Source organism: Bradyrhizobium sp. NAS96.2, assembly GCF_001908235.1.
GTDB lineage: Bacteria > Pseudomonadota > Alphaproteobacteria > Rhizobiales > Xanthobacteraceae > Bradyrhizobium.
In genome coordinates, this window is the sequence record NZ_LGHK01000016.1 from 1 (window position 1) to 12385 (window position 12385).

The 12385-nt window shown below is 62.9% G+C and carries 9 protein-coding genes and 1 pseudogene; 7 read left to right on the forward strand and 3 right to left on the reverse strand.

Annotation, left to right across the window (positions count from 1 at the left end; genetic code table 11):
• The first annotated feature begins 101 nt into the window (after positions 1 to 101).
• The 6 genes from AC628_RS03125 to pucL all read left to right on the forward strand — a co-directional run bounded on the left by AC628_RS03125 (position 102) and on the right by pucL (position 6099).
• The gene (locus tag AC628_RS03125) at positions 102 to 1094 is read left to right on the forward strand and encodes a LysR family transcriptional regulator (RefSeq protein WP_245321005.1); all 993 of its coding nucleotides are present in this window, start codon (positions 102 to 104) and stop codon (positions 1092 to 1094) included.
• Between the two features lie 75 nt (positions 1095 to 1169).
• Entirely contained in the window at positions 1170 to 2543 is a 1374-nt protein-coding gene (locus AC628_RS03130) for a cytosine deaminase (RefSeq protein WP_074125301.1), read from the forward strand.
• Positions 2544 to 2623: 80 nt separating this feature from the next.
• Positions 2624 to 3214, forward strand: coding sequence for an NAD(P)H-dependent oxidoreductase (locus tag AC628_RS03135; RefSeq protein ID WP_074125302.1), 591 nt, complete (start codon positions 2624 to 2626; stop codon positions 3212 to 3214).
• A 636-nt stretch (positions 3215 to 3850) separates the two neighbouring features.
• Complete coding sequence (locus AC628_RS03140) at positions 3851 to 4147, forward strand: hypothetical protein (protein ID WP_074125303.1); 297 nt, start codon at positions 3851 to 3853, stop codon at positions 4145 to 4147.
• 140 nt (positions 4148 to 4287) lie between these two features.
• A complete protein-coding gene (gene uraD, locus AC628_RS03145; RefSeq protein WP_074125304.1) occupies positions 4288 to 5172 on the forward strand; it encodes a 2-oxo-4-hydroxy-4-carboxy-5-ureidoimidazoline decarboxylase in 885 nt (294 codons plus the stop codon).
• An 84-nt stretch (positions 5173 to 5256) separates the two neighbouring features.
• Positions 5257 to 6099 (forward strand): factor-independent urate hydroxylase, encoded by an 843-nt coding sequence (gene pucL, locus AC628_RS03150; protein WP_074125305.1) that lies wholly within the window; start codon positions 5257 to 5259, stop codon positions 6097 to 6099.
• A 53-nt stretch (positions 6100 to 6152) separates the two neighbouring features.
• On the opposite strand, the pseudogene AC628_RS03155 reads toward pucL, so the two are convergent.
• Positions 6153 to 8875 (reverse strand): annotated as a pseudogene (locus AC628_RS03155) (molybdopterin-dependent oxidoreductase).
• Positions 8876 to 8888: 13 nt separating this feature from the next.
• A complete protein-coding gene (locus tag AC628_RS03160) occupies positions 8889 to 9710 on the reverse strand; it encodes an FAD binding domain-containing protein (RefSeq protein ID WP_074125306.1) in 822 nt (273 codons plus the stop codon).
• Positions 9711 to 9844: 134 nt separating this feature from the next.
• Between AC628_RS03160 and AC628_RS03165 the strand changes: the two genes are divergently transcribed.
• Positions 9845 to 11194 (forward strand): 8-oxoguanine deaminase, encoded by a 1350-nt coding sequence (locus AC628_RS03165; RefSeq protein ID WP_074125307.1) that lies wholly within the window; start codon positions 9845 to 9847, stop codon positions 11192 to 11194.
• Positions 11195 to 11272: 78 nt separating this feature from the next.
• On the opposite strand, the gene AC628_RS03170 is transcribed toward AC628_RS03165, so the two are convergent.
• Positions 11273 to 12352: a BMP family ABC transporter substrate-binding protein gene (locus AC628_RS03170; protein WP_050631654.1), complete on the reverse strand. Its 1080-nt coding sequence runs from the start codon at positions 12350 to 12352 to the stop codon at positions 11273 to 11275.
• Positions 12353 to 12385: the final 33 nt, after the last annotated feature.

Below are 12385 nucleotides of genomic sequence, written 5' to 3' on the forward strand. Positions count from 1 at the left end.
TGGGTGTGATCAGGCTTGGCAAGGATGTCAGCAAATGCGAATGATGAGAAAGCATCAATTTTAGTGCGTTGTGATGCTTTTACGGCATCGATGGCTAGTTCTTGGGCGACGAGCTTTCACACCAGGCAGCGGCTCATCATCGCCGATTCAACGCATTGAATTATCAAATGGCTGGAGGCCGGTTCCCAATGCTGCATGCCCGAATCCTGACCTATCTGGACGAGGTGGCGCGGCTCGGATCGATCCGTAAGGCGGCGGCGCGGCTGAACGTGGCGTCTTCCGCCATCAACCGGCAGATCCTGGCGCTCGAGGCGGAATTGGGCGCACCGATTTTCGAGCGCATGCCGCGCCGCCTCCGCCTGACCTCCGCCGGCGAGATCCTGATCATGCATGTCCGGGAGACGCTGAAATCGAGCCAGCGTGTCGCGGCGCAGATCGAAGCGCTCAAGGGTCTTCAGCGCGGCGAGGCGACGATCGCGACGATGAACGGCCTCGCCGGCGGTCCGTTGCCCAGGTTCCTCGCCGGGGTGATGGGCGCGCATCCGCGCATGCATATTCGACTGCGCGTCCTGACGCTCGATCAGATTCCGAACGCAGTGCTCACCGGCGAGGCCGATATCGCGCTGGGCTATAATTTCGCCGCGGGGCCGGGCCTGCGCGTCGTGGCAAGCCACGACTTGCACCTGGGTGCGGTGGTCGCGCCGGGACATCCGTTGACGCGTCGCAAGCCGGCCTGGCTCGCCGATTGTCTCGAATTCCCGCTGGTGTTGGGCGATGCGTCCATGACCATCCGTCCCGTGGTCGAACTCGCCTTCACGCGCGCCGGCATCCCCTTGCATCCGACCATCGAGAGCAATTCCATTGCGTTTATGATGCGGATCGTGCGCGAGGGCAATGCCGTCACCTTCCTCAACCCAGTGGATATCGGCGTCGACATCGCGCGCGGCGATCTTGTCTTTATCCCGTTCCAGGATCTCAGGGTCGATCCGATCACGATAAAGCTCGCGGTGCGCGCCCGTGGCACGCTTGATGCATTTCCGAGTGTCCTGCTCGAGGAGATGCGCATTGCCATGCCGGGCTTGCAACGGACATGAATGATGACGAATAGGCATCGCCGCGGACACAAATTGATGCTTGCTACGTTCCCCTGACAGGTTTGAATACGCCTTATGACAATTCATTTCGCCGAGATTGTCTGGTCCGACGCGCCGCGCTATTGGCTTGCCAATGCGCGCATTCCGGGTTGCCTGCTGGCAAATTCCGCAAAGTCGGCGGACAGCGATCATGAAGGTGTCGTACGCGTCGACGTGCTGGTCGAGCACGGCAAGATCGCGCGTGTCATGCCCGCGCAGGATACTCATGACGATGCCATCGCGCGCGTCGATCTCGGCGGCCGCCAGATTTGGCCGACGCTGATCGACGTTCACACGCATCTCGACAAAGGCCATTCGATCGAGCGCAACCCGAATATCGACGGAACCTTCAACAACGCGCGGCTCGCCGCGGCCGCCGACCGTCCGAACTGGACGGCGCCCGATTTGCGGCGGCGCATGGGTTTTGGCCTGCGCTGCGCCCACGCGCACGGCGTATCGGCAATCCGCACGCATATCGACACCTATCATGACAGCGCCGAGCGAAGCTGGCCGGTGTTGCGCGAGATGCGCGAGGAATGGGCCGGCAGGGTGGATCTGCAGGCGGTCTCGCTCTGCCCGATCGAACTCTTGATGGATTCCTTCGGTGACCGCGTCGCCGAAATCGTGAAGGAATCGGGAGGGCTGCTTGGCGGCGTCACGCGTCCGGCGATCGGCATGCATGGCGCTCCGCAGGCCGACATCGATCGACAGCTCGATCGGCTGTTCGCATTGGCCGCCCGCCATGACCTCGATATCGACCTCCACGTCGACGAAACGGACGACCCGGCCGCCGCGACGCTGCCCTTCATCGCACGCTCGGCGCTCCGGCACGGCTACAAGGGCCGTGTCGTCTGTGGCCATTGCTGCAGCCTTGCGATGCAGGGCGACAGCGAGATCGACCGGACGCTCGACCTGCTGGCTGAAGCGGACATATCCATCGTGACGCTGCCGACGGTCAATATGTATCTCCAGGACAGGTGCAGCGGCCGAACACCGCGTTGGCGAGGCGTCACGGTGGTGCACGAGATGATCAAGCGTGGAATCCGCGTGGCTGCTGCCGGCGACAATTGCCGCGACAGCTTCTACGCATACGGGGATCACGACATGGTCGACACGTTCCGGCAGGCCGTGCGTATCCTGCATTTCGATCATCCGCTTTCTGAGGCGCCGTCGCTGGTTGCGAGCACGCCGTCGCGCATCGCGAAACTGGAGGGGCATGGATCGATCGGCGAGGGCGCGCCGGCGCGGCTCATCGTGTTCAACGCGCGCAGCCTCAACGAGATCGTCAGCCGGCCGCAGGCCGACCGCGTTGTCCTCGAGGGTGGCAGGCGGATTACCGCGAAGCCGCCCGATTATTCGGAGCTTTGGCCAGATGACGATTTGCCAGGCAGGACGGCTGCGGCGGAATAGAGAGTTCATCCATGCTCATCCACCAGCTTCTGCCGACGGCGCGGCCCCGAGGCCGGGCCAGGCATTGATCGCTTAAGCCCATGCGAATCCTCTACGTCTATTGCCATCCATTGCCTGAGAGCTTCCACGCCGGCATTCGCGCAAGGGCGCTGGGGGCCTTGCAGGCAGCCGGGCATGAGGTCGATCTGCTCGACCTCTATGCCGAGAGGTTTGATCCCGTATTGTCGGAAGATGCGCGGCGACACTATCACGATATGTCGCGGAATCAGGCCGGGCTGGAAAACTACATCGCGAGGCTGAAGCGTGCCGAGGTACTGGTGGTACAGTTTCCCACCTGGTGCTTCGGCATGCCAGCGATGCTCAAGGGATTCCTCGACCGCATGATCATGCCCGGCGTTGCCTTCGACATCAGCGATCCGGCCAAGGTCAGGCCGATGCTCGACAACATCACGTGCATCATCGGCATCGTCACCTACGGCCGGCCACGCTTTATGGCGCTGTGGATGAGCGATCCACCGCGCAGGATCGTCAAGCGTTATCTGCGCTGGTTTACCGGTGGCAAGGCGCGCGTGGACTATCACGCGCTTTATCATCTGAATGTTGCTTCGGAGGCCCGGCGCGTCGCTTTCATCGGTCGGGTGACGCGGGCGCTAAAGCGGCTCGGTCCTTAAGGCACATTAAAAATCGGATTGCTCCTAAGCGTCGCGAGAGCATGAACCCATCCATCCGTAGGAGCCGCACAAGCCTGCTCGGTCCCAAGCTGGCTAAACGTCGGCTTACGGGTGACCGCGAAGATGACGGATCGAGGTCGCAAATCAGGTCGGGTTGAGAGCAAGTCCCGTCAGTGCCCGGCTGGGGCCGAGTAGCCACCGCGATAATAGCTTGGCGCGGCGCCTCCGTATCCTTCAGATGTGGCGCGCGGCCAAGCCGCGTAGGAGTCGAGGTTGCGCCCCGAGGTCTGGGTCGTTGCAGCCCGGTCCGCCCTCGCGTGATGGCGTTGCGCTGCCGTCGCATGCTGAACCAAAGTCGTGCTGATGAGGACCGCGCCGATCGCGGTCAGGAATGTCCTGGGCAATGTCCTGTCTCCCGTTGTCGATAGTTGCGTCGACGCCGATGCGCCTTGTCCGCGAATGGCGTCGTTACCGGTTTAGGTGGTGCCCGCATGCGTTGGTTGCGACGGCGGGTGGATTCACAAAGTGGCGAGCAAATTCCTTAGTCACGGCTAAATAATCGGCACCTATCAGCGGTGTTATCGTGGACTTTGCCGGTTCGATCCGTTTGAATGCACAAGTGTTCGAGAGCTGCCCATGAAAAAGGTTCTGCCCATCCTCCTGCTGCTGGTATCGCCGGTCTGGGCTCAGACCAAGCCAGCGACCGTCAAACCCTCGGCAAGGCCGGCTGCGCCGGTGGTTGACGATTGCGCTCCGATCGGCCGCACCGAGAAGGGCGAATTGGTCTATTCGCTGAAATGCGACAACCTGCCGGTTCCGTCCACTGCGGCTGCTTCGACGGCGCCGCGGGTGGAGGCGCCGGCGGCGGCCCCAGCCGCGGAACCCGAGGTACGCCGGAGCGGCGTGTTCGGATGGTCTTATGATCGCCGATAGCAGGGCCTGCCACGCGTCCCGGATAGAACAGTCTTTGCGTCCGATATCTATCTGCGTCCCGGGTGCATCTTGGAGAGTTTCGATGGATTCCGGCTGGTGAGAAATCCCGCACCGAGCATGCCGTCAGAATTGGATCGTTGATGTCCAAGCCGCTTGCCGAATTGAACGCTTGCAGCCGTGATACTTTCGTCGCGGCGCTCGCAAATATCTTTGAACATTCACCATGGATCGCAGAACGGGCGGCGGCCAAGCGGCCATTCGCCGGCATCGGTGACCTGTTTGCCGCGATGCGAGAGGCTGTCGATCAAGCGCCGGCCGACTTGCGGATGGCGCTCATCAAGGCACACCCCGACCTCGCCGACAAGACGCAGCGTGCTGCGGGGCTGACCGTGGAATCCAGCGCCGAGCAGAACAGTGTCGGTCTCGATCGCCTGTCGGATGCGGAGTATGAAGCGTTCGAGCGCGTCAACACGGCCTATCGTTCGAAATTCGGCTTCCCCTACATCGTCTGTGTGCGCCGGCACACCAAGGACTCGATCTTGCGCGACTTCGCGCGGCGTTTGCCGAACGATCTCGCGACTGAAACACAGACCTCGGTCGATGAAATCTGCCGGATTGCCGCGCTGCGACTGGACCAGTCGGTGACGAGCACCGATCGCCTAGCCGTTTCCGGCCGGCTGACAACACACGTGCTCGACACCAATAGCGGCAGGCCGGCCGCGGGCGTCGCTCTCGAATTGGTTGAATTGGCCGAACTCGGCGTCAGCCGGGTGGTGACAAGTGCGACGACCAATCGAGATGGTCGAACGGATGCGCCGCTGATTGGCGGACGTCCCGTGCCGGTCGGCAAATACGAGCTCACGTTCAGCATCGGCGACTATTTCGCCGCGCGCGGCGTGCCGTTGGCGGATCCTCCTTTTCTCGATCGCATCACGCTGCGCTTCGCCGTGAGTGAGCCGGAAGGTCATTTGCACGTGCCGCTCCTTGTGACGCCGTGGAGCTACGCGACGTATCGCGGAAGCTGATGCCCACCTCTGGCACGAACATTGCTCTCTATCCGGAACCCGAGGTAGCATCCGTACGATCGCCAGCCCCGTTGGAGACAAGATGTGCCGCTGATCAAAAACCGATACGGTAAGGGCCGCGTCCGTGTGATGCGGATTCATCGCGACGGCGACCGGCACGAGGTCAGCCAGCTCAGCATCAAGGCCATGCTCGAGGGCGATTTCGCCCGCACCTTCACCCACGCCGACAATTCCTCGACGGTGTCGACCGACACGATCAAGAACATCGTCAATGTCGTGGCGCGGGAAAATACCGGGCTGAGTCCGGAAGACTTCTGTCAGGTTCTGGCGCAGAGATATCTCGATACCTATCCGCAGATCTCCTCGGTGTCGATCACCTCGCGCGAGACCAAATGGAGCCGGCTGAGCTTCGATGGGAAGCCGCATCCGCACAGCTTCGTGCTCGACGGCAATGGCAGGCCGACGGTGGAGGTCGCGGTGAAGCGGGGCGGGCCCATGACGATGTCGTCCGGCGTCGACAATTTTGCCTTCATGAAGTCGACGCAGTCCGGCTGGGAGAATTACGTCAGGGACCGCTATACGACGATTCCGCCAACCAACGATCGGCTGTGCGCGACCAGCATGGTGGCAACCTGGAAATGGTCGGGCAGGCCGGCGAGCTACCCCGCGACCAATGCCAGGATTCTCGATACGATGCTCGAGGTGTTTGCCACGACCTATAGCTGGAGCGTGCAGGACAGCCTCTACCGGATGGGCGAGGCGGCGCTCGCGGCGGTGCCGGAGATTTCCGACATCAGCATGGCCTGTCCAAACATGCACTTCATCCTGATGAATCTATCGGCCTTCGGGCTCGACAACGACAACCAGGTCTTTCTGCCCACTGATGAGCCGCACGGCCAGATCGAATGCACCGTGGCCAGGGGCTAGGCGAGGCATTGGTTTCATTGGACGGGTTGCTTTCGTGCGGCCCCTCGCGGATTTCAGCCGAACTTTTCATGCAGGGCCGGGAACAACCGGTCCGGCTTGAAGGGGGTGCTGGTAAAGCGGATGCCGGTGGCGTCGGCGATGGCGTTGCCGAGCGCTGCGGTGACGGGGTTGTAGGGGCTCTCGCTCATCGATTTCGCGCCCATCGGGCCGATTGCATCCGACGTCTCGGCGAAATAGACCTCGGTGCGCGGTACATCGGCGAACGACGGCAGATGGTAGTCGCGGAACGCCGGATTGATCACCCTGCCGCTATCGTCGATGAGCAACTCCTCATAAAGCGCGGCGCCGAGTGATTGCGCGACGCCGCCCTCGATCTGGCCGCGGCATTGCATTGGATTGGCGACGCGGCCAGCATCGGCGGCCTGTACGCTCTTCAGGATGCGGACCTCTCCCGTACCCTTGTTCACGGCGACCCGAAAGCCCTGCACATTGAAGGCGACCGAGCGCGGCGTGCCGGCCGAATTGCCGCTGGCTTGCAGCACGCGTCCCTTTGTCCTTGCGGCCGATGCAAGTTCTGAGAACGACCGGCGTTCGCTCCCGCAGATCGCGGTCTCATTCTCGACGATGCATGACGAGGCGGCGGCGTTGCTCAGCTCCGCAGCCAAAGCTTGATGCCATCGGCAAGTTGCTCCGCCGCCGCTTGCGTGGCGCGGCCGGCCACGAAGGTGCCCGCGCTGCCATAGGCCCCGGTGTCGTGGCCCCCCAGCGCGGTGTCGGACTGCCGCAGGCTGATGCGATCGACGGTCGTTGCCAGCGCCGTCGCGGCGATCTGTCGATGCACGGTGCTGGTGCCGTTGCCGAATTCGGCGGTCCCCACCGTCAGCTCGAACCCGCCGTCGTCGCGGAGCGTGATCGTCGAATCGGAGAGATGCCCGGCTGGCGGCACGGTGTCGATCATGGTGAGCGCGACGCCGTCACCGACCAGCCAGTCATCGGAAAGCCCGTAGTCGGGGCGTGCCGTGGACATTGCGCGCTCGACCAGATCGAGGCATTGGTCGAGCCCGTAGGAGCCGTAGAACACGTCATGGTATTGCGATGGCGGCGGCGACAGCATGGCATCGCCGGGCTTCACGATATTGCGTCGGCGGATCTCGAACGGGTCGATGCCGAGTTGTCTTGCCAATTCGTCGATGGCGGCCTCGACGGCAAACAGTGTCTGCGGCAAGCCATAGCCGCGGAAGGCGCCCGCCGGCACCGTGTTGGTATAGGCCGCGACCGCGTCGACCTTCTTGTTCGGACAGTTATAGACGCTGATGCATTCGCTGACGGCGTGGAACAGCACCGGTCCGGCATGGTTGCCGTAAGCTCCGGTATCGGAGAGCACGTCGAGTTGCAATGCGGTCAGCATGCCCTGTTTGTCGGCGCCGGCCTTGACGGTGACGCGCATTGGATGCCGGGTCGACGTCGCGATGAATTGTTCCTCGCGGGTGAATTCGAGCTTGACCGGCCGGCCGGTTGCAATCGCGGCGAGCGCCAGAATGTCCTCAACGAACATTTCCTGCTTGCCGCCGAATCCTCCACCGACGCGATCGCAGAACACCCGTATCTGGTCGAGCGGGCGATCGAAAATCTGCGCCAGCGATCTTCGGATCAGGAAAGGCACCTGCGTGCTGGAGCGGACATTCAGCAGACCACCGGCATCGATCCAGGCAAGTCCGCCGTGGGTTTCCAGGGCGGCGTGCTGGACCCGCTGAGTGGTGAACGTGCCTTCATAGATAGCGGCCGAACTTGCAAGCGCGCTGGCGACGTCGCCGAATTCGCCGTGCTTTTCGGCGACGACATTGCGGGCTGCGTCGCTGACACGATGGATTTCGGCGGTTTTGCCGCCGTGGATCACCGGCGCACCCGGCGCGATCGCCAGCGCCGGGTCCGTCGCCGCCGGTAAGATGTCGTAATCGACCTTGAGCCGGCGGCAACCTTCCTCGGCCGCTGCCTCGGTTTCGGCCACCACAGCCGCGACCTTCTGCCCTATGAAACGCACCGTGTCGTCAAGCACGCGGGTGTCGTCCGGGTCCATCCAATCCTTTTCGTGCCGCGCGGTCGAAAACAGGATTTTGGGTGCGTCCTCATGCGTCAGGACGGCATGTACGCCTGGCACCGCCAGCGCCGCAGCCTTGTCGATCCCGATGATCCTCGCATGCGGATGCGGCGAGCGCAGCAGCTTGATGTGCAGCAACCGGTCAAGCGCGATATCGAACGTGTAGGGAGCCGCACCCCGTACCACGAGCGGCCCGGCCGGTGCGGGGAGGCTGCGCCCGAAGGCGCCACCGGCGGCGGCGTCCTCGATATTCGACTTTCCATCCATCGCATCCTGGATCGAGCGATAGCCGGTGCAGCGGCAGATGTTGCCTTTCAGCGCTACGCCGAGCTCCTGCCGCTGTGCCTGGTTGAGCGAGGCGCAGGTCAGGATCATGCCCGCGGTGCAGAAGCCGCATTGAAATCCCTGGGCATCCAGGAACGCCTGTTGCAGAGGATGCGTCCCGCCTTCGGACCCGAGGCCCTCGATTGTCGTGACGGCGCGTCCTTCGGCGCGGAATGCCGGGATCACGCAACTATGGACCGGCTCGCCATCCAGCAGGACAGTGCACGCGCCGCAATCACCGGCGTCGCAGCCCTTCTTGACCCCGAAGTGTCCGAGCTCTCGCAGAAACGTGCGCAAGCATTGGCCCGGGCCGGGCGTCTCCGCAAATGTTCTGCCGTTGATCTCGATGCTCATGTGATGCCGAAGCTCATGGGTCGATGGCGAGTTCGCTGCGGATCTCCTCGGCCAGGCGCAAGGTCATATGCCTGCGCCACATCGGTCTGCCATGAACGTCGGCATGGTACACCGCTTCCGGGATCTGCTGAAGGATGGCGCTGCGCAGCGCCTCTCGCCCGGGCAAATCCGCAAAGGAGAGCTTGATCGGCCGTACGGTCGAGGCGGTGACGGTCAGGGACAGTGCGCCGTCGCCATCCAGAGTTCCGATCAGAAGTGCGGCCGAGCGGCCGACCGGCGTCAGCGAGATCTGGCGGAAGACCGAGCGTCGCCGTAACGCGGTCAGGGGAATATCGATCTGCCGCAAGAGATCGCCGCTGGCCAGCAGATTTCTCCGGTTGCCGACGACGAAATCCGCCACTGGAATTTGATATTCACTGCCGTCTGCGCGCCAGATCGTGCAGACGCCATCGAGCGCCGAGGCCAGTGAGATCATCGGCCCCGCCGGCAGCGACATGCAGATATTGCCGCCGACGGTCGCCGTCTTCCATATCTTGAAGGACGCGAGGAAGGCACGGCAGCACTGGCCGATCAGCGGGGCCGCGATCCAATCGGGCGCGCAGGCGAGAGCGTCGAGTTGCGCCACAGTGCAGGTCGCCGCGATGCGGAGGTGGTTGTCACTTACGATCAAGGCAGGCCACTTCAGATCGGTCAGGTCGATCAGGCGGTTCAAATGAACTTGCGGTTCGGAAAACAGCCATGTTCCGCCCGCAAGCCATGCATCGCCTGCTGTCCAAACGGGCAATTGCGCGCGGGTGTGTGGGCGCGCGATCTCTCTGATCGTGTTCAGGTCCATTGCGATGTCAGCGCTTTCTCCGGGTTGTGTCCCTCGGATGATCCTTGGAGGCAGTCTTGCAAGACTGACGCCAATTGTGGGCCGATCCTTGCATCTCTGGGCTTTGCCCGGCAGTCGGGTATGATGTTGGGATCATGGCTCAAACGCAACCAATCTGGATCAAGGATCCACTCTCCATCCTGGCCGATGGGGCCGAACGCGGCGTTGTGGTCCGGGATGGCAAGATCGTCGAACTGGTCGGTCGCGGCCGCGAAGCCGAGGCCTCCAACGCGGTTGTCTTTGACGCCGGTGCGCATGTCGTTCTGCCGGGCCTGATCAACACCCATCACCATTTCTACCAGACCCTGACGCGTGCCCTGCCTGCCGCCCTCGATCGCGAGCTGTTTCCCTGGCTTCAGGCGCTCTATCCGGTGTGGGCACGACTGACGCCGGGCTCGCTGCAACTTGGCGTCAAGGTGGCGATGTCGGAATTGCTGCTCTCGGGCTGCACCACGACAACCGATCATCACTATGTGTTTCCCGCGGGGCTGGAGGACGCCATCGACATCGAGGTCGAGGTGGCCAGGCAACTCGGCATGCGCGTGCTGCTCACGCGCGGCTCGATGAACCTGTCGCAGCGCGATGGCGGCTTGCCGCCCGACAGCGTGGTGCAGGACGAGGACACCATCCTGGCCGACAGCGAACGCGTCGTCTCCCGGTATCACCAGCGCGGCGAGGATGCCATGGTACAGATCGCGCTGGCGCCATGCTCGCCGTTCTCGGTGACGACGTCGTTGATGCGCAAGACGGCGGAGCTTGCCGACAGGCTCGAGGTTCGCCTGCACACTCATCTCGCCGAGACCGAGGACGAGAACAGATTCTGCGAGGAGATGTATCGCTGTCGTCCGCTGGACTATCTCGAACAATGCGGCTGGCTCAATTCGCGCACCTGGCTTGCCCACGGCGTTCACTTCAATGCAGGCGAGATGGTGCGGCTTGGCAGGGCAGGGACGACGATCAGCCATTGCGCATGCAGCAACCAGGTCTTGGCGTCGGGCTGCTGCCCGGTCTGCGAGATGGAGGAGGTCGGCGTCGGAATCGGGCTTGGCGTCGACGGTTCCGCCTCCAACGACGGATCGAATCTGATGCAGGAAGTGCGCGCGGCGTTCCTGTTGCAGCGGGCGCGGTACGGCGTCAATCGCGTCAGTCACATCGATGCGCTGCGATGGGCAACCAGGGGCTCCGCGGCTTGCGTCGGGCGGCCCGAACTGGGTGAGATCGCGGTCGGCAAGGCGGCTGATCTCGCACTGTTCAAGCCGGACGAACTGCGCTTCTCCGGTCACGGTGACCCTCTTGCCGCACTCGTCCTGTGTGGCGCGCACCGCGCTGATCGCGTCATGGTCGGTGGCCGCTGGACGGTCATCGACGGAGCGATCCCGGGTCTCGACGTCGCCGATCTGATCCGCCGCCACAGCGCGACCGCGCGGGCCATGCACGCCGGTTAGGTTTCGGGCGAGCCCGGGAGGTACAATCGTCAAAGATGCCCTCCCCGGAGGGAGGGCACTTGTTGTGCGGGCGATCGCTCATTTGCCGGGAAGCTTGTCGTCGATGCCCTTGACGTAGAAATTCATGCTGAGGATCTGGCCATCATCCAGATGATCGCCGCCCTTGCATTCGACTTCCTTGCCGTCTTGCCCGACAACCGGACACTTGAACGGATGCAGCTTGCCGGCCGCGATGGCAGCCTGGGTATCTTCAGCCAATTTCTTCACGTCATCCGGCATGTTGGTGTAGGGCGCCATCTCGAACATCTTGGTCTCGAGGCCTCCCCAGGTATCCGCGGACTTCCAGCTGCCGTCGAGCTGCGCCTTGACGCGCTCGATGTAATACGGCGCCCAGGTGTCAAGGATCGAGGTGAGCTGGGCCTTGGGGCCGAATTTGATCATTTCGGAATCCTGGCCGAATGCAAACTTGCCGCGCTCGCTTGCAATCTGCATCGCTGCGGGCGAGTCGGTATGCTGCATGATGATGTCGGCGCCCTGATCGAGCAGCGCCTTGGCGGCGTCGGCCTCCTTGCCGGGATCGAACCACGAGTTCACCCAGATGATCTTGACCTTGATATTGGGATTGACGGTCTGCGCGCCGATCATCGTCGCGTTGATGCCCGAGACGACTTCGGGAATCGGGAACGAGCCGATGTAGCCGAGCACGCCCGCCTTAGACATTTTGGCTGCGATTTCTCCCTGGATGTAGCGGCCCTGGTACCAGCGCGCCGAGTAGGTTGCCATGTTCTTGTCGCGCTTATAGCCGGAGCAGTGCTCGAAATGCACGTTGGGATACTTCTTCGCCACCTTCAAAGTGGGATCCATGTAGCCGAAGGAGGTGGTGAAGATCAGCGTGTTGCCGGCGCGGACGAGCTGCTCGACGGCGCGTTCGGCGTCGGGGCCCTCGGGGACGTTTTCGAGAAAGGTGGTTTCGATCTTGTCGCCAAACTCCTTCACGACCGCCTGTCGGGCAAGTTCGTGTTGATAGGTCCAGCCGAGATCGCCGACCGGTCCGAGATAGATGAATCCGACCTTCAGCTTCTCGGCGGCAATGGCGCTGCTCGTCAGGCCTCCTGCCAACAGAAGCGTCGCGGCGGCTGCAAGCAAGTTCTTTCTCATCGTGATGTCCTCCAACAACAGCGGGGTGAACCA

Coding starts and splice junctions, on each gene's coding strand:
- AC628_RS03130 (WP_074125301.1), top strand. CDS start 1,170: ATGACAATTCATTTCGCCGAGATTGTCTGGTCCGACGCGCCGCGCTAT.
- uraD (WP_074125304.1), top strand. CDS start 4,288: ATGTCCAAGCCGCTTGCCGAATTGAACGCTTGCAGCCGTGATACTTTC.
- AC628_RS03165 (WP_074125307.1), top strand. CDS start 9,845: ATGGCTCAAACGCAACCAATCTGGATCAAGGATCCACTCTCCATCCTG.
- AC628_RS03160 (WP_074125306.1), bottom strand. CDS start 9,710: ATGGACCTGAACACGATCAGAGAGATCGCGCGCCCACACACCCGCGCG.
- AC628_RS03135 (WP_074125302.1), top strand. CDS start 2,624: ATGCGAATCCTCTACGTCTATTGCCATCCATTGCCTGAGAGCTTCCAC.
- AC628_RS03170 (WP_050631654.1), bottom strand. CDS start 12,352: ATGAGAAAGAACTTGCTTGCAGCCGCCGCGACGCTTCTGTTGGCAGGA.
- AC628_RS03140 (WP_074125303.1), top strand. CDS start 3,851: ATGAAAAAGGTTCTGCCCATCCTCCTGCTGCTGGTATCGCCGGTCTGG.